Below are 18827 nucleotides of genomic sequence, written 5' to 3'. Positions count from 1 at the left end.
ATGCTAAAGCGCAAAAAGTGTTTTGATACTGTCAAATAGCTGGTTAATGTATGGCACCACCCAGAACAGCACCAGCACAAGTCCTGCCAGACTTGTCAGAAACGAGTACTCCTCCCGCCCGCTCTGTTTTAATACCTGATTGATGACTGCTATCAGAATGCCAACTGCCGCTATCTTAAAAATCAGATCAACACTCATACTCATCTCCTCATCTTATACGAACAGTATGGCCAGAAACAATCCCATGCAGACTCCCAGATACCTGTAGACTTTTTCCTTATTTTTGAATTCTTCAGAGGCCGTCTCACATGTCTCCATCAGCTGGGTCCTGTAGAGATCGATCGTGCGAAGCTGCATTTCCTGGTCCAGATATCCCAGGTGTTCACCAAAACCTCTCAGCTGCTCCATGTCTTCCCTCAGAAGCCCGGACCCCTTCAAGTCCTCTTCAGCATTTCTGCTGAATATCTCACTGAACGATTCCCCCGAAAATTCTTCCATATCCTCTGCCGTATGTCTCAGGAAATCTGAAAACGGCTCTCTGATCCTCCCCGCCACATGTCGGAATGCCTCTGCAAGAGGAGATTTGGCATACTGTATCTCCCCCTGCAGCATTCCTGTCATCCTGCGCAGTTCCTGCAGCTGTGTCACTCTTTTTTTCAAGTCCTGGCCCATAGAGAGGCCAATGGCGCTGCACGCTCCTATCATCAGCCCGATCCCCACCCATTTCAGCATCCCGTCCCCCTCCCTTCGTACAGCGCTGTTCCTCTTGCATCAAAAATCGCCTTCACCTTCCCCACCTGGTTATGGTTGTGCAGTATGACATAGCGCTCAAAGATCCGTTCCAGGACAAGCTTCTGCAAAAGAGGTTTTTTCTTTACATCTTCTATGGAGCTGCCATGCACGGTTGCCAGAAGTTTGCATCCGCAGTGCAGTACAGTCTCAATGGCATGGATATCGCCATAATCTCCGATTTCATCAACAGCTATGATCCTGGGTGACATGGAGCGCACCAGCATCATCATCCCTTCAGCCTTTGGACAGCAGTCCAGCACATCTGTCCTGATCCCCAGGTCATTCTGGGGCACTCCAAGATATGCTCCCCCTATCTCCGACCGTTCATCCACCACTCCTACCGTAATGCCCGGGAAATAATCTGTTCCATTAGACAGCTGACGGATCATATCCCTGAGCAGTGTTGTCTTTCCGCATCTGGGGGGCGAAATGATCAGCGTATGGCATACCTCTTCCCCCTGTATGACATATGGAAGCACCTCCCCGGCGCATCCCTTTATCTGGTGGGAAAGCCTCACATTGATAAAGGAGATATATTTGACACTTTTAATCTTGTCCCCATCCATCACTATCTTACCTGCCACCCCTACCCTGTGTCCGCCCTGTATTGTTATAAAGCCCTGCCTTAATTCATCTTCAAATGCATACAGTGAATAGTTTGCAATATATTCCATGGTCTCCAGCAGTTCTTTTTTATCTACCACATACCCGGACGCCTCATCCAGTGAGATCCTCCCGCTCTCCGCCACAAAATATTCACGTCCCCCATAGGCTATCATAAGAGGCTTATCCACCCTCAGCCTGATCTCCTGCAGCTGTTCCAGGTCTACATCCATCCTCTGCAGGATTCCCCGCAGTCTGATTGAAAATATCTTAATCAGCTCATCCTTTCCCTTCATGCTCTCACCCCTTTTACACAATATATGAGGCTGTCCCATAAATATGCATTAAAAAACCGCTGTCAAAATCCGGCTGATCCGGTTTTAACAACGGTTATCTTAAAAGGCACCCGGCCTGTATCCTACCTGGCTCCCTTTTTCTGTCTTTTCTTAAACTCAAGAAATTCCTTGAGATTTTTTTTCATCACTTTTTTCAGCTCGCTCCTGGAGAGGCTCTGAAGGTAGTTTCTTCTCTCACTGAATGTCTCGTGTCTGCTGGCTATATCCTCTTCCACCTGTTCAAACTGTTCCCGCCAGTCCGGCGATATCTTGGCAAGCAGGAATTCTGTATAGGCACATGAAAGCTGATATCCCCTGTTCTCAAGCAGCTCATAAATTTCCTTTACGGCTTTTACTTCACGCGGCCCCCCTATGACTACCGCAAATATGTAACTGTTTTTATCCATAACTATACGGTTTGCCACATTTCGCATAACTGCAGGCAGTGCACCTTCATCACTGGCAAAGATAAACCCCACCTCAGTATTTTTCTCATAAATAATCCGCCCGGAACATGACTGGGCGCAGACAGCAATACCGCCTATATCTTCAGCCAGTACCTTAGCTGCCATTACACTGTCCGCACTGCTGCTGTCATAATAAATCGTACACGCATCCAAATTAAAATCTGCCTCCTCTGTCTTCTGTCATTTTAGCTATTTATATGTTGCTTAACTGTTATATTTATACTCATCAAAGCATTCCATGATGCTTATCCAGGCATTTTTCCCTGAAATCAAGTATCCTCGCTGCATTCGCCCAATGCACATGCAGGCATGTTTACCCGGCTCATTGTCAGCAGAAATAAAAATAGAGAACGGACATGTACTTTTTTTACCATGCCCGTTCTCTACTGAACTTCAATCATTAACTTACCTCTCTGTTCCATGATTCTCACTTCTCAGATTAAAACTATCATCCTTCATCATTAGAACTTTCCAACTAAATTATCAATTCCTAAAATGATACTTCTGATCTTCTAAAACTTCGTTTCTTAAAATAAATCGACTCTTAATTTCAGTTCTTACTGTTCCTCAAATTTCTTATTGGTACTCTAAGTTCTTCAATCACTATCTTCTTACTTTACACTTCAATTTCTTCTTATCGTTTTTTCAATTTCCTGAACTCGTTTAATCTTCGTTGTCAGTTTTAATCTTCCGGACTTTAATTTTTTATCCTTGAACTTCAAATCATTTTTACTATTTAATTGTTTTTTTCTCACCTTTGTTTATACAAAAGCAAGTAAGATTAAGTTTTTGGTGGTCTGTACCTCCTTGGATTATTTTTAATTTCAGTCATTCGCCTTCTCAGACAATTACTTCATTCTGTATCCTATTGAATTGAAATGACTTCTTTTAAATTACCTTCCCATTGGACCGTCCTCCTTGGTATTTCCCTTCTTTTGTGCTTTAATTTTACTCTCTCTTCTTTTGTTGTTTTCATTATATCTCTGGTGTTGAATTTTGTCAAGCATTATTTCAATTAAAAATATATTATTTTTTATTGGTAATAATTGTAATCTATTTTCTGACTTTAATGCACATTTATGTCATTTTCATTCCTTATTTACCCGGCAAAGAAAATCACGAGAGCTGAAGCGCAAAACGGCATTTTTGCCGTTTCTGTGTATCGCGGAGTATGCTACTGGTCACAAAGTGAATAGAAAATCTTGTCTCATTGGAGTGAAGACATCTATCAGCTTAGTCTCTTCCAGAGCTTTCACTCCATGCTCTTCCCCCGGAGCCATGTAATAACTGTCACCCTCAATAAGGACAGTCTTCTCTCCTTCATCCGTAAGCTCAAGCTTTCCCTTAACCACATATCCGATCTGTTCATGGATATGCCTGTGCAGAGCTCCTGTAGCCCCCTTTTTAAATTCCATCTCCACGATCATCATATTCTCGCTCCAGGATAATATTTTCCTGGTAACTCCCTCTCCTGCGCTCTGAAATATTCCTGATTCATTTTTTGTAAACATGATTTCTCCTTTTTGGAAAGTAATATCCACTCTTGCAATTTTTTTATCTAACTTATATAATTATACAATAACTGTAACTGTGAAGGTACTGAACAATTATATACCCATCTGTTCTGATACTACATGGTCTTTGGACCGCATAAAAATAGACATGAAAGAGGTAAATTATATGAAGAAAAAGGTTGTTATCGCATTAGGCCATAAGGCACTTGGTACTACTCTGCCGGAACAGCAGGTTGCTGTCAAAAAATCTGCAAAGGTACTGGCAGATCTGGTTGAGGCCGGATGCCAGCTCATCATCTCCCACAGCAATGCCCCCCAGGTAGGCATGATCCACACTGCAATGAATGAATTCGGCAAATCACATGATGACTATACTGTAGCGCCTATGTCCGTCTGCTCTGCCATGAGCCAGGGATATATCGGATATGACCTTCAGAATGCCATCCGTGCGGAGCTGGTGGGCAGAGGAATCTACAAACCCGTAAGCACTGTCATCACACAGGTGCTGGTGGATCCCTACGATGATGCCCTGTATAATCCTGTCAAGGAAATAGGCCGTATCCTGACCTCTGAGGAAGCAGAGGAGGAAGAAAAGAAGGGAAACTTTGTCACTGAAGTGCCCGGAGGCGGATTTCGAAGGATCGTTGCAGCCCCGCGTCCCAAGGATATCATAGAGATCGATGCCATCCGCGCCCTGGTGGATGCCGGACAGCTTGTTATTGCATGCGGCGGCGGCGGAATCCCCGTTCTTGCACAGGGAAGCGCTCTTAAAGGCGCCAGCGCCATCATTGAAAAAGACCTGGCTGCAGGCAAACTTGCTGAACTTATCGATGCTGATGTTCTTATGATCCTGACAAATGAAGAAAAAGTCTGCATCGCGTACCATACAAACCAGCCAAAGGCGCTCGATAATATAACTGCTGCCGAAGCTTTGACACATATTGAAAACAGTGAATTCGGCAAGGCTGCCATGCAGCCGAAGATCCAGGCGTCTGTTGACTTTGTCACCAGCGGTGAAGGCCGCAAAGCTATCATCACAAATCTGGAACATGCTGCTGACGCCATGCTTGGCAGGACCGGCACCGTCATTACAAAATAATGCTGCCACGCTCCAGGGCAGCGCTGACCATTGAATATGAGCAGAGCGATACATTCCCGCGGCAGCCGCCAAAGTCTAGCTTGCTTAAGCTTGTTTGACCTTGGCCTGCTGCCTGCGGAAGTAAATTCTAAGCAGCACTAAAAAACAAACAGCCCTCCTGTCACATCTGAAATTCCTGTCTGCAGTTTTCCCCTTCCTTTAAATCAACCGTACAAAATGCAGAATCTTCTTTTCCGGTTCTCACAAACTTTTTGACATCTTTATGTGCCCGGAATGTGACGGCGCACCTTTTATCTGCCCACTCCATATCTATCTCCAGGCCGCCATATGCACGAAGTCCCTTTACAGACCCTTCTCTCCAATGCTCAGGGAGTGCTGGCATGATATACAGTGTATCCTTTCTGCACTGCATGAGCATCTCCGTAATCCCCGCAGCAGCCCCCAGATTACCGTCGATCTGAAATGTATGAGGAGGATGCAGATTCAGCAGGCTGTCCTCTGTCATATCACGCAGCAGCCTGTACAATGTCTCTTCTGCCTGCTCCGCCTCCCTGAACCTGGCCCTGAATGCCGTCATCCATGCAAGGCTCCAGCCTGTTCCGCCTCCGTCATTCTTTACACGTCTCTCAAGGGACTTTCTGGCCGCCTCAAAAAGCTTGGGCGTCTCTTCTCTGTTAATCTGCGAGTCAGGATAGACAGCAAACAGATGTGAGATATGCCTGTGTCCCGGATCAGTCTCCTGGTAGTCCTCCATCCACTCCTGCAGTCTCCCGCCTTTCCCGATTTTCATGGGCGGCAGTTTCCCCATGCTCTCTGTTACACGGCAGGTAAAGCTGTCACTTATATGCAGGCAGGCGGCGGCATCCAGGCACCTCCCGAACAGCCCTCTTATGATCTGCGTATCCATAGCAGGCGACATACACAGGCTTCCCATCTGGCCGTCCTCTGTTATATATCTGTTTTCAGGCGACAGAGACGGGCCACTGAGCAGCTGCCCATGCTCATCCTCCTGCAGGTAATCCAGGAAGAATTCTGCTGCCTCCTTCATCACAGGATATGCCTTTTCCCTGAGGAAATCCTGGTCACAGCTGTAGAGATAATGTTCCCACAGGTGATAACAGAGCCACGCTCCCCCCATGGGCCAGAGGCCCGCACGCGTATGGTCATACGGTGCCGTGTCACCCCACAGATCTGTATTGTGATGAATGACAAAGCCCCTGCACCCATACATCCTTTGTGCTGTCTCACGCCCGTTTACCCTTGCCTTTTCTATGAGTCCGAACAGAGGCAGTTGACAGTCCCCCAGACCGCACGCTTCGGCAGGCCAATAATTCATCTGGGTATTGATATTTACAGTATATTTGCTGTCCCACTCAGGAACAAAGCTATTGCACCAGATTCCCTGAAGATTTGCCGCCTCCGATCCAGGACGGCTGCAGGATATCAAAAGATAACGCCCGAAGTTAAAATAAGCCTCTATCATTCCATTGTCAGTTTCTCCCTGCCTAATCCTCTGCAGGCGTTCATCCGTGGGCAATGAAAGCAGCCCTGGATCACATGAAAGCTCAAGCTTGACTCTGTTATACCAGCTCTGATATTCCTCTGTGTGCCTCCTGCGGATCTCACTGTACGGAATATGCTCCACCCTGTCTATACGCTCCCGGCAGATCTTTGAATACTCTGCACATCTCTGGTCTGTCTCAGACACTATCTTTAAAATGATCTCACTGGCATTTTCAATATACAGGTAATCTCCCACCGGCTGTATCTTTCCGTCAGGCGTCTCCGCCGAGAGGATCACACAGAATCCGGAGCCGCCTGCGCCGCACCGGCCTTCCATGCAGATCCGCCGTTCTCCCTCTGTCCTGACTGATGCGTCAAACCTCCTTGACAGGGATATCCCCACCTGCAGTCCGCCTCTCTGCTTTGATGCAAGGCGGACTGCCATCACATTATCAGGCTGGCTGACTATGAATTCTCTTGTATATTCTGCGCCGTCCAGCTCATAACTTACGTATGCGGCAGCCTCTGACATGTCCAGCCCGCGCCTGTAATTCCTGACTCTTTTTCCAAACAGGTCAGTCATGGCAGCAAGCGCTGTCCCTTCCCTGAAAATTTCCATTGAATCATCACAGTGGTCTGAAAAGATCAGATTCAATTCTCCAAGCATCTGATAAGCTGAACCTTTTTTGGGCGTGCCTACCATGGCCATCTCTGAGAGCATCTGCGCCCTCTCTGGCTCCCCCTGCATCAAAAGCCTGCGTACCCGGGGCAGGTACGCTGCGGACTCCTGGTTATTCCTGTCAGTAAATCCGCACGCCCACACTGTGTCATCATTTAGAACTACAGTCTCATTCCTCAAATGCCCCTGGATCATTGCACCCATCCGGCCATTGCCAAGCGGCATACCCTGTATCCAGGTTTTTGCCGGCTTTCTGTACCACAGTTTATCTGCCCCCATCTTAACCGCCTTTCTATTTTCCAAGCACGACCTTATCATATTCCTTCTGAAGCTCAGCTGCCCAGCCGTCCATAAATTCCTGTACTTCCATCTGCCCCAGAAGGACCTTCTGCATATTCGGCATTGCATAGTTTGTCTCTATATTAGTGAAATTCGGAAGGTAGTACGGAAAGCTGCAGAACTGTGAATCCGGGCTTGTGTACGCGTCAGCGCCCATTTTCATATAGCTGATATCCTGGACCCAGCTGTCCTTTATTGCTTCTGAGTTCACAGGAAGATTCCCCATCATCTGCTCATAGGCACTGGCCTGTTCTTTTTCTGCCAGCCATGACACGAACTTCCATGCCTCTTCTTTGTGCTCAGATGCTGCAGTTATCATGTTTCCTGCAGGCTTTGAGGTAGGCAGGGTCAGCTTTCCATCCACTCCCTTTGGAAGAGGCACTGCTTTTATAACATTCTCATCATTTTTAAAGGCCTCATAATTCGCCTGTGCAGAGCCCAGATTGTGCATCATGAGAACGGCTTTTCCAGACTGGTACTGGGCTGCCATCTCAGGCCATCCCTTGTTTATGTCATCTTCAGAAGTAAGGACGCCATAATTGCCTAAGAATCTTTCCACAAACTCTACATTCCTGGGATCATTGAGCGTACATTTATCATCGATAAAGAAATCTGTAATGCCGGAATAAGAATACATGAGCATCTCCAGCGCATTTGCTCCGCCTGAGCCTCCACGGATGACATATCCATAAAGTCCCTGTTCCTTATCTGTTGCTGTCTCGGCAGCTGTGAAGAACTCATCCCAGGTCCCGGGGATATCAAGTCCGCTTTCTTTTAAGATATCAGGGCGCGCATACATGCACTGGACATTTCCTCCGAATGGGATCGTATACAGCTTCTTGTCCTCGCTTGCATAATCCATTGCCCTGACCTGCTCCAGGTATACCTCCGGTATCTGGTCCCTGCTTTCCCAATTCTCAAAGTAGGAATCAAGAGGTTCCAGAAGCTCTCTTGTAATATAATTTGCTTCACAGTATGTGCTTATCACATCCGGCATCTCCCCCGCCGCAAATGCCATATCCAGTTTCTGGTTGAAAGCGCTGTCATCGCCTGCCACACCCAGGTATTCTATCTCAATTCCCGGATTCTCCGCCTCAAATTTTGCGATCGTCTCTTCCCACCAGGCATTCCTCTCGTCGTTTGCAGAAGCCTTCCAGAATTTTAAAGTGACGCTCTCCCCGCCATCAGAGGCCTTTGTCCTGACAGCCCCGGTATTTTCCGTCTTTGCCGCGGTCTCCTCTGTCTTTGCCGCATCCGCTTTACCTGCACATCCTGAGAGTGCTGCCCCTGCAAGGCTGACTGCCATACCTGCAGCCGCTATTCTTTTCCAATTCCACTTCATCATTTTATTATTCATTTTTCTCCATCCTTTCTTTAACCTTTGACTGCCCCTGCTCCCAGGCCGCTGATCAGATATTTCTGAATATAGGCAAAGAGACATACAGGGGGAATAAGTGCAATAATACTTCCTGCCGCAAGTGAACCATAATCAATCGTGTATTCACCTATCATGTATTTTAGTGCGACAGGGATCGTAAACAGATCCTGTGACGTAATAAAAGAAAATGATATCATAAATTCATTCCAGCAGCTTACAAACGCAAAGGCGCCTGTTGCCACGATACCCGGCAGGAGGCTGGGGAATACTACCAAGAGCATTGTCTTCACTCTTCCCGCCCCGTCCACCCATGCAGCTTCCTCAATGGATACTGGTATCCCTGATACAAATCCCTTCATCAATATGGAATTAAAAGGTATCTGCATGGCAATATAAAATACGATCAGTGACCATCTTGTATTGATCAGTCCTATCTGCTTAAATATAACAAAAAGCGGAATGATCAGGATGATCACAGGCATCAGCTGTGTTCCGATCAGCAGGAGCATAAACAGCTTCTTGCCTTTAAAATTAAACCTGGCCAGAGCGTAGCCGTTTAACACTGAGCACAGCACGATCACGATAAGGGCCGCCGTGCAGACCAGCAGGCTGTTTATAAAATACGTTGAAAACTTATTCGTCTTCCACACTTTGATATAATTATCAAATACAGCCGGATGGGGCAGCAGTGATATCTCTGTGCCTGTGATAGCCTCCGGTGTCTTGAAGGAGGTGACAAGCGCCCAGACAAAAGGTATCAGCACAAAGAGCATCATGACTGTAAGCGGAAGATAGATCAGAAATATTTTTTCTATTATTTTTCGTCTCTTATTCATTGTCTTCCCCTCCGAATCTGCTGGCCTTCATATACAGAACCGCGAATACCAGCAGGATTACAAATGCAATGACCCCCAGTGCGGAACCATAACCGTAATTTCCGCTCACCACTGCTGTTTTCAGCATATATATCGGCAGTGTTGTTGTCATATTTACCGGTCCTCCGTTTGTCAGTGTAAAGATCATATCAGTTGAATTAAATTCCCATATGGCTCGTAAAAGTGTCGTCAGGACGATCGTCTCCTTCAGATAGGGCAGTGTTATGTAACGGAACCTGGCAGTTTTTCCCGCTCCGTCTATATCACAGGCTTCGTATACATCAGACGGTATTCCCTGCATAGCTGCCAGCAGTGTTATAGCGAAAAACGGAATCCCTCTCCACAATTCTATCACTACGATGGAGGGAAATATCAGTCCTGTATTTGCCAGCCAGGCCGGTACTTCGCCCGGCATGCTTCCAAACCTGATCAGAAGCTGGTTTACAAGCCCGATGCTCTGGTTCAAGATCAGCATCCACAGCATGGTAGTCAGCACTCCTGATACTGCCCATGGGATCAGAGCCAGCGCCCTGACTGCTCCCCTGCCCTTAAATCTGGCGTTCAGGATAAGCGCCAGTATCATTCCGAATACCAGCTGCAGCCCTACCTCTGAAACTACCCATTTCAGTGAGAAAACAAGGCTTTCTTTAATGACTGTATCCTCTGTAAATATTTTCCTGAAATTTTCAAGGCCCGCAAACCCTTTATTCGCATAATCCGCATAATTGTAATTCTGAAGGCTCAGCATAAATACTTTCAGGATGGGATATCCAAAAATACCAAGCAGCAGGATCACCGACGGCAGGATCATCAAATACGGAAGGCTTCTGTCCTTCAATTTCTTTTTCCCCATTTTTTCCTCCTTTTCTTTCTTCGGCCGATATGGTGATTATATGAAATACAGCTGGAAATAACAATTCAAAAAAACGCTCTGCACTTTCAAAAAAATTGTTTTTTCTCCGCAAGTCCTTTTTATTTCAGAATATTTATTTTATAATATTTTTAGATTAATTTTGGAAAGGAAAGACTATGCATCTGATCAGACATTACATGAACCAGCCTATCAGAAAAAAACTTCTGCTTTTTCTGATATCCTCATTATCACTCATCGGAATCACCATTTTCAGCGCCCTGCTCTTTATATATAAAGATTTTTCCCATCAGACTGTCACTATGACTTCCAAAACCCTGGACCTCTATACAAGGCAGCTGGATGATTCCCTCTCTCAGCTGGCGGGATATTCCCTGAACCTGATCTTTGACTCTGCTGTCCAGGATAATCTGGTGAACCTCTCTTCCACGAAAGATTCCTATGAGCTGCTGATGATAAAGAACAGGCTTAATGAGAAGCTTTTCCTCTCTGCTTCCTCACTTGACTATATGGACCATGCTGATATTATAACTCCCGGAAACCAGTTTCTCTCCTCCGCTTCAGGCAGGATCACAAAGCCCGGTCAGACATATGAGGAACTGCAGCACATTATCAGAGAAAAAGGCCGCTGCGTGTGGGAGATATCCCCCTCCGGCCAGTCATCCGGGCAGCTTGTCATGTCACGGCTGATTCAGACTATAAATAATAATTTTACATATGAGCCTCTGGGGATCCTGTCCTTTTACATAGATGTGGATGTTCTGACAGATCTGGAAAATTTCTCAAAGAATTATTATAAGAGTTTCTTTTTTATTACAGGACCCTCCGGAGAAATACTCTACAGGCCCGGGAACGCAGAAGAACTGAATACTGTCACCTCAGTGGGCAGTTCCATCTACCAGGATTTTAATGACACCGCCTATTTTGTGACTACCCAGCCCTCTTCTGTCGCTGGCTGGAGCTACTGCCTCCTTCTTCCAAAATCAGAGATACTGGGACGGATCGTCACAATAACAGTAAGCCTTATACTCATATTTATATTTTTGATTTTTCTGTGCATCCTCACAAGCTTCTGCCTGTCACGCCGTATCACCCTTCCCCTCTTCCATCTTTCCAGGGAAATGGACTCTGTGGCATCAGGGAACTTTCAGATCCGGGAGGATGAACTTCTAGACAGCACTGCGGATGATGAGCTGCGCTCAATCTGCCTTCATTTTATTCAGATGACAGACCAGCTTGATACGCTTATCACTGAAAATTATGCGGTAAAGCTCCTGAACAAGGATGCACAGCTGAGAGCACTTCAGGCCCAGATAGATCCGCACTTTCTCTACAATACACTTGACTCAGTCAACTGGCTGGCAAAGCTGGCTGGCCAGAAGGATATATCCACTATAGTCCAGTCGCTGGCCGCCCTGATGCGCCAGACTATGAGCGCCGGGAATGAGGGATATACACTTGGGGATGAGCTGAAGCTGCTGGAGAATTATCTGTCGATCCAGCAGATACGCTATGGAGAACGTCTTCACTTTTCCAACTCCATTGATGACAAAATGCTCTCCCTGCCCGTCCCAAAACTGATACTTCAGCCCCTTATAGAAAATTCTATAAAATATGCTCTGGAGAATATGGATAAGACATGCGAGATCCTGCTGGAGGTGAAGCCCTATAAGCCTGACTGCTGCCGTATCCGCATCCTGGACAACGGTCCCGGCATTCTGCCCGAAACTGTCCCTCTTATATTGTCAGGCCAGTTAAAACCCCGGGGCAGCGGTGTCGGTCTTAAAAATGTCAGCGACCGCCTGAAGCTCCTGTATTCTATGGATGAGCCGCTGCAGATAACTACAGATGAGCAGGGAGGAACATGCATCACAATACTGATCCCTCTGGAAGGAGGCTTCCAATGTCAATAAAAGTTTTATTAGCAGATGATGAACAGATCATAAGGACAGGGATCTCTACATTGATCTCATGGGATGAATTGGATATGGAGCTGGTATGCTGCGCCGAAAACGGCCAGAAAGCTCTTGAATATATAAGTACTTGTCCTGTGGATATTGTTATAACAGACATCCGTATGCCTCTGATGGGCGGCATTGAACTGATACGCGCATGTGCTAATGCCGGATTCTCTGTACGCTTTATCCTGCTCACAGGCTATGGAGAATTTGAATATGCCAAATCCGCCATGCACTACGGAGTGAGGCATTATCTCCTCAAACCCACAGATGAATCCCAGATCATCCAGGCCCTGAAAGAAATTGCCGCGGACTTGTATACGGAGCAAAGGAGGCGCCGTCCTTTTACCGGCGCCTCCCCCAGTGTCCCCGCCCAAATCTCCCCGCAGGATCCTATAGAGAAAGTAAAGCTTATTATTAATGAGGAGCTGTCCAATCCTGACCTGAGCCTGAAATGGATCGCCCATAATAAATTGTATATGAATGAGAATTATCTAGGGAAACTGTTTCAGAAAAAAACAGGGAAGAAATTTTCAAATTATCTGACTGACCAGCGTATGCAGTATGCGAAAGAACTGATATCACAGAATCCTGATATCAAGCTGACTGAGCTCTGCCAGAAAACAGGATTTATAAATAATCCTGCATATTTTTGCACTTCATTTAAAAATTACAGCGGCCTTACTTTGACACAGTACCGGCAGAAACCGTTCCAGTAACTGTGAAAGCATTGAACCGTTACAGCATATCTTCAGAAACTTCAGCCGGGGCTGCTCCCTTTGGGAAATAAAAGGGCCCGCCCCGGCTGAAGCTAATACCTTTAAGAATTAAATCAATTCAAATCCAGCCCCATTCTCTGTCTGGCTGTCTGTTCCAATATATACTTTGAAGCTGCCCTTTTCACTGTCCCAGGTATTGTCAGGCAGCAGGAAACGCAAGTCCTTTTCTGTTATTTCAAAAACAACTTCTCTTTCCTCTCCCGGCTCCAGTGTGACCTTCCTGTAGCCCTTCAGTTCCTTTACCGGACGCACGATGCTGGCCGCCAGGTCCCTGATGTAGAGCTGGACTACTTCTGTCCCCCTGACGCTGCCTGTGTTCTTCAGGATGGCAGATGCCTTTATGACACCATCAGCTTCCATCTTCTCCTTGTCCAGAGTTATTTCCGATAAGCTAAAATCCGTATATGTCAGTCCGTATCCGAATGGATACAGAGGCTTATTCGGTACATCCAGATATCTGGAACGGAACCTGTCCACCTCTTCTATCCCTTCTGTATAGGGACGTCCTGTGGAATATTCATTATAAAAGACCGGCGCCTGCCCCACACAGTAGGGAAAGCTCATGGGCAGCTTTCCGCAGGGAGATGCAGCTCCTGTCAGCACATCCACAATAGCATGTCCGCCCTCGGTTCCAGGCATCCATACTTCCAGCACTGCTTTTGACTTTCTGGTGATCTCTCTTAAGTCCAGAGGCCTTCCATTAAAGAGGACTGTTATAACATTGTCATTGACTGCCGTTATCCGGCGGAAAAGCTCCATCTGTACCTCAGGGATATCTATCATGGCACGGCTTGTGGCCTCACCTGACTGAAGGAAATGTTCTCCTATGGGCATTACTACCACATCAGCTTCTCCGGACGCCCTGAGAGCCTCTTCCATCATCTTCTCCTGGTCTGCCTCTTCCACCTCTGCCTCCTGCTCACTGCCGTTAAACGCGTGGATACGCACATCATTTCCCAGCACAGGGCAGCCCTGGCGAAACACAGTCGTTTCAGGATCCATCACCTCTCTGGCTGCTTCCTCAATAGTAACTGTCTCCTCCCGTTTTCCGATGAGGGACCAGCTCCCCATAATATTGTGGTTATTTGTGTACGGCCCGATAAATGCCACCTTCAGGCCTTTTTTCAGCGGGAGCGCCTGATCCTCGTTTTTCAGGAGTACGAAGGATTTCACGGCCGCCTCTCTTGAGAGCGCCCTGTGCTCTTTACATAGTATAAATTTCTTTTCTTCCTCTTCATCTGCATCCTTATATGGATTCTCAAAAAGCCCCAGTTTATTTTTCAGCTTCAGGATGCGCATCACACACTCATCCACCAGCTTTTCATCAACTTCGCCGTCTTCTACCAGCTTTACCAGATTTTTGCTGTAGCAGCTGGTCATCATATCGATATCCACCCCGGCCTCGATGGCTTTTTTGGCCGCATCTGCCTCATCACTGGAATATCCGTGGGCAATAGTCTCTTTAATGGCTGCAAAGTCAGAGATCAGCACTCCGTCAAAGCCCATCTCATCCCTCAGTATATCCCTCATGAGCCATTTATTTCCGGATGCCGGGATCCCGTTCACTGTATTAAAGGATGTCATCACAAGCTCTGCCCCCGCATCGATCCCCGCTTTATATGCCGGAAGGTAGAATTCCCTGAAGGTATGCTCTGACAGCTCCACAGTATTATAGTCACGTCCAGCCACTGCCCCGCCATATCCGGCAAAATGCTTTACACAGGCGCCCACCTTATACTTTTCGCTCACATCACTGCCCTGGAAGCCTTCCACCATCGCTTTCGCGAACTGGCTGTTCAGATAGGGGTCCTCCCCTGTTGACTCCATGACTCTTCCCCACCTGGCATCTCTGACAAGGTCCACCATGGGAGCGAAAGTGACCTGGACGCCTGACACAGCTGCTTCCTTGGCAGCCACGGCAGCGCACCTCTTTGACACCTCCGGCTCAAATGTAGCTCCCTGCCCCAGAGGGATAGGAAATACCGTCCTGTAGCCATTGATCACGTCCAGCATAAATATCAGCGGGATCTTATGAGGCTGCTCCTCCATATACTTTTTCTGGATTTTCTTAATATCAGCCGCTCCCATGCTTCCCAGCACACTTCCTGCCAGCCTTACATCTTCTTCTGTGATCCCCAGCTCCTGCATAGGCCCTGTGATTACATTTTTATCCTCCGACAGTATCATCTGTCCCACGACCTGAAGCATCTGGTCCGCCTTTTCCTTCAGTGTCATATCCGCTAAAAGTGCCTCTAAATCTCTCTGTTTCATTTCCAATTCCTCCTGAACTCATATTCGCCAGATCCCAGCTCCTGCACACTTCCGTCAGGCAGTATTAATGTGGCTCCTGTATTGGCCGGTATCCTGCATGTATATACAAGAATATCATTTTCTTTTTTCCATCCGCTGCTGATGGTGCCATATGGGCTGGATACACTCCCTTTTGCGTATTCCAGATCTCCTGTTACAGGCTTTAACGTAAAATGAGTGTAGCCCGGATGCTCATCCTCCCTCACAATTCCAAGCACTGTCTCATACAGCCAGGAAAGCACACTTCCCAGGGAGTAGTGGTTAAAAGAGTTCATGGCATTCTGCCCTCCGAACCCCTTCTCTTTTGTATAGGAATCCCAATGCTCCCAGATGGTAGTCGCCCCCTGGGTCACCGGGTAGAGCCATGACGGAAATCCTTCCTGAAGCATGAGCCTGTATGCCGCCTTTTCATATCCCAGCCGGGTGAGAGCCCTGTTTAAAAGCCCTGTGCCAAAAAATCCCGTACCAACCGTATAGTTTAGCTCCTCTGCCTTGCGTGCCAGATGCTCACCGGCCCGCTTTACATCCTCCATCACTCCGTATTCTATAGAAAGCGCATAGGAGCACTGTGTGTCACATATTTTTTTATCCATTGTGATAGTTTTGCCTGTCTCTTTATCCACAAACGTATCATTCCAGAACCTGCGGATCTTCTGCGCCAGATGGCTGTACTTCTCCTGGTCTTCCGTTTTGCCCAGAATGGCTGCAAGCCTGGACATCAGGTCAGCTTCTCTGTAATAGAACGCATTCCACAAAAGCTGCATGTCCGTCTCCTGGGGCGCCAGCCAGTCACCCAGGGGCCCTATCGTGCTTACAGGCGCCTCCCCCGGAAGTCCCTGTCCTTCCATGTAGTCCATGTACTTTACAAGGCCCGGATAATATTTTTCCACAGTCCTTATATCCCCATACTGGCTGTAGAGCTCATAAGTCATAAATATGGAAGCGCATTCACAAGTAATGCCTCCAAAGCCCCCTCCTACAGGAGCTATCTCCGGGAACTGTCCGCTCTCCTCCTGCAGGTCAGCCATCGCTGTCAGATTTCGCTCATAGAAACCTTTCAGATTACTGTTGTTCAGCGCTGTGTGACAGAAAACATGCGTATCCCCTGCCCATCCCATGCGTTCATTCCTCTGAGGGCAGTCTGTGGGTATACTGATAAAATTGCAGAGCTGCGACCATTTAACATTCTGTGTGAACCGGTTCAGCAGACTGCTGGATGAGTCGAAGCTGCCCTCAAAATCCTGTATGGAGGAATACTGCAGGCTCACAACTTCGTCAGGCTTTGGCGGATTTAAGGCTCCGCTGATCTCGATATAGCGGTATCCATGGAATGTAAAACGCGGCTGGTATATTTCTCCGCCCTCCCTGCCCTGACATATATATACATCAGTGCTGGCTGCATCCCTGTAATTTTCCAGCATCATCCTGCCTTCATTTCCCGCATATTCAGGCATGTCAGGATAGAGCACCTCCGCATAGCGCAGGGTGATCACAGTTCCTGCCTTTTCCCTGAATGTGATGCTGGGCACGCCTGCCATCTCCTGCTCCAGGTCATAGATATAGACCCCGTTTAAGACTTCTGTCCTTGTCTTTGCAGCACGCCTGTCCACCACAGCCACAGGGGCGTCATAGCCTCCAATCAGCAGAGGCTCCCCTTCATTTACAGCAGGCCATGCCCTTCCAAAGCCTTCCGGCATAGTCCTGATGCTTTCAATCATGACAGGCTTATAGATCACCGGCGCTTCCCAGCTGCTGTCGTCGTAGCCGGGGACCGAATACTGTTCATAGATATCTGCCTTTCTGGCATCATAGATCTCCCCGTTAAACAGTCCGGCATATACATAAGGCCCTTCCCCGTAATACTTCCATTCCCTGTCATCTGATACGACTGTCCGGCGCGTGCCGTCCTCATATTCCAAAACAAGTTTTGCCAGGAGTGCCTCCTTATCCCCGAAATAATTATAATTCTTCACCACAAATGTCTGTGCATCACTCCACCAGCCGGAGCTTACTGTGACACCGATGGCATTATCTCCATCTTTTATTTTTCCTGTGATATCGTATGTCTGGTAATTTATCCTCTTGTCATACTGGGTCAGCCCCGGAGCGAGAAGGTTCCCATTCAGGACTTCCCCGTTCACCTTACACTCATAGATGCCCCTGGAGGTAATATACAGCCTGGCTTTTTTTAGATTTCTCTCTCCTTCCACCGCAAAAGACCTTCTGAACATGGGCACCGACGTATCAGACGGGTCAGCCGTGACCTGTCCGTCGTTCATTACAAAGCATCCGTCCTGCACTTCAATCCTGCCCTCAAAGATACTTTTTCTGCCGTACAGACCGCCCGCAGGTGTCTCCCGGATAAATACATTTGACGGCTTGCGCATATTTCTGACAGTAAGATTTTTAAAGTAAGCTGTGTCTTTGTCTCCTGCAAAAAATCCAATCTCGTTCAGCCTGGGATATGTGATGACATCATTATGCCCTCTGGGATTCAGCACACGTCCCACCGTCTTTGTCCCGAAGGCATCCTTTTGAACAGCAGCATCAACTAAAACACCATCCAGATAAGTAAAAGAATTATTCCCATCTATCTCAATACGCAGTGTGTGAAATCCGTATTTATTATCATCAGTGATCAGCGGGCGCTTTTCTTCACCCTCAAAATTTACAAGCGGCACACTGGCAAAAGGCACGTCCGCCCTGTCCTCACTGGCGTAGCCGACCCTGTAAATATCAAGTACCGGCTGCTCTTTCCCTATATTTATCTCAAAACGTATGTAATTTTCCCCGGCAATCCTGTATTCATTTTTTGACTCATCCAGAAGACGGCTGTCATTGGCCCCAAATACCACGCCGGCCCTGCCGGAACCCTCACCCAGCCGGAATTCTGATTCCAGGATAAATACACCCCTGTTGGCCGCATTCACCGTATATCTGGGCGCCGCGATCCATTTTGCCCCTTCCCAGGCTTCAATGGAAGGATCCATAAGGCCAGTCTCAAAAAATGTGGCTGCCGTCTGCTCCTGGCCTCCCCTGCACCACACAGTCACATTTACAAAATATCTGGTGCATGGCTGCAGGTCTGTCCCTGCATAAGGGATCCCCTTTGACTCAGCCGTAGCCAGTTTTCCTGAATCCCAGCAGTCGCTTTTTCCTTCCCGGCTGCCCACAAGTATCCGGCAGGCCTCCTGGCGGATATTCTTCTCATCCCCGTCAAGTATCCACGAAAAACGCGGCGCGGCCTCATCCAGGCCTATGGGATGATCCTGATATTCTACTAATATATCCTTCAAATAAAAGCTCATATAATCTCCTCCTGTAT

At 47.4% G+C, this 18827-nt stretch carries 14 protein-coding genes; 3 read left to right on the top strand and 11 right to left on the bottom strand.

Translation table 11 applies throughout. The features are described 5' to 3' along the window. Positions 1-3: 3 nt before the first annotated feature. The 5 genes from spoIIIAC to NSB28_RS05445 form a co-directional block, all read right to left on the bottom strand. The gene (gene spoIIIAC, locus NSB28_RS05465; RefSeq protein WP_109625554.1) at positions 4-198 is read right to left on the bottom strand and encodes a stage III sporulation protein AC; all 195 of its coding nucleotides are present in this window, start codon (positions 196-198) and stop codon (positions 4-6) included. A 15-nt stretch (positions 199-213) separates the two neighbouring features. Continuing rightward, complete coding sequence (locus tag NSB28_RS05460; RefSeq protein WP_109625553.1) at positions 214-732, bottom strand: stage III sporulation protein AB; 519 nt, start codon at positions 730-732, stop codon at positions 214-216. Further along, positions 726-1691: a stage III sporulation protein AA gene (gene spoIIIAA / locus NSB28_RS05455; protein ID WP_109625552.1), complete on the bottom strand. Its 966-nt coding sequence runs from the start codon at positions 1689-1691 to the stop codon at positions 726-728. The genes NSB28_RS05460 and spoIIIAA overlap by 7 nt, the downstream gene beginning before the upstream one ends. Before the next feature lie 122 nt (positions 1692-1813). Beyond that, complete coding sequence (locus NSB28_RS05450; protein WP_109625551.1) at positions 1814-2350, bottom strand: hypothetical protein; 537 nt, start codon at positions 2348-2350, stop codon at positions 1814-1816. 1028 nt (positions 2351-3378) lie between these two features. Then, complete coding sequence (locus NSB28_RS05445) at positions 3379-3708, bottom strand: cupin domain-containing protein (protein WP_109625550.1); 330 nt, start codon at positions 3706-3708, stop codon at positions 3379-3381. Between the two features lie 169 nt (positions 3709-3877). Here NSB28_RS05445 and arcC point away from each other — a divergent pair, with 169 nt between their 5' ends. Continuing rightward, positions 3878-4810, top strand: a complete 933-nt coding sequence (gene arcC, locus NSB28_RS05440; RefSeq protein ID WP_109625549.1) for a carbamate kinase — start codon at positions 3878-3880, stop codon at positions 4808-4810. A 160-nt stretch (positions 4811-4970) separates the two neighbouring features. Here the strand turns inward: arcC and NSB28_RS05435 are convergent, their stop codons facing one another. From NSB28_RS05435 to NSB28_RS05420, 4 genes are read right to left on the bottom strand one after another with little or no spacing between them, the layout of a single operon-like run. After that, a complete protein-coding gene (locus NSB28_RS05435; protein ID WP_187374335.1) occupies positions 4971-7271 on the bottom strand; it encodes a glycoside hydrolase family 95 protein in 2301 nt (766 codons plus the stop codon). Between the two features lie 13 nt (positions 7272-7284). Then, positions 7285-8688: an ABC transporter substrate-binding protein gene (locus NSB28_RS05430; protein WP_187374336.1), complete on the bottom strand. Its 1404-nt coding sequence runs from the start codon at positions 8686-8688 to the stop codon at positions 7285-7287. Between the two features lie 17 nt (positions 8689-8705). Next, positions 8706-9545 carry a carbohydrate ABC transporter permease gene (locus NSB28_RS05425; protein WP_109625699.1) on the bottom strand — a complete coding sequence of 280 codons (840 nt, stop codon included), beginning with the start codon at positions 9543-9545 and terminating at the stop codon, positions 8706-8708. After that, positions 9538-10437 carry a carbohydrate ABC transporter permease gene (locus tag NSB28_RS05420; RefSeq protein ID WP_109625546.1) on the bottom strand — a complete coding sequence of 300 codons (900 nt, stop codon included), beginning with the start codon at positions 10435-10437 and terminating at the stop codon, positions 9538-9540. The genes NSB28_RS05425 and NSB28_RS05420 overlap by 8 nt, the downstream gene beginning before the upstream one ends. A gap of 176 nt (positions 10438-10613) precedes the next feature. Between NSB28_RS05420 and NSB28_RS05415 the strand changes: the two genes are divergently transcribed. Both NSB28_RS05415 and NSB28_RS05410 read left to right on the top strand, forming a co-directional pair. After that, on the top strand, positions 10614-12368 hold the full coding sequence (locus NSB28_RS05415) for a sensor histidine kinase (RefSeq protein WP_109625545.1): 1755 nt from the start codon (positions 10614-10616) through the stop codon (positions 12366-12368). Further along, positions 12359-13132, top strand: coding sequence for a response regulator transcription factor (locus NSB28_RS05410; RefSeq protein ID WP_187374337.1), 774 nt, complete (start codon positions 12359-12361; stop codon positions 13130-13132). Before NSB28_RS05415 ends, NSB28_RS05410 begins: the two co-directional genes overlap by 10 nt. 108 nt (positions 13133-13240) lie before the next feature. Here the strand turns inward: NSB28_RS05410 and bglX are convergent, their stop codons facing one another. Both bglX and NSB28_RS05400 read right to left on the bottom strand, forming a co-directional pair. After that, complete coding sequence (bglX, locus tag NSB28_RS05405) at positions 13241-15463, bottom strand: beta-glucosidase BglX (protein WP_109625543.1); 2223 nt, start codon at positions 15461-15463, stop codon at positions 13241-13243. After that, entirely contained in the window at positions 15460-18810 is a 3351-nt protein-coding gene (locus tag NSB28_RS05400; protein WP_109625542.1) for an alpha-L-rhamnosidase, read from the bottom strand. Before NSB28_RS05400 ends, bglX begins: the two co-directional genes overlap by 4 nt. Between the last annotated feature and the right edge of the window lie 17 nt (positions 18811-18827).

It is taken from the genome of Murimonas intestini, assembly GCF_024622195.1.
Taxonomy (GTDB): domain Bacteria; phylum Bacillota; class Clostridia; order Lachnospirales; family Lachnospiraceae; genus Murimonas; species Murimonas intestini.
The sequence above is the reverse complement of the archived record's forward strand: the minus strand, read 5'-3'. Positions and strand labels throughout refer to the sequence as shown.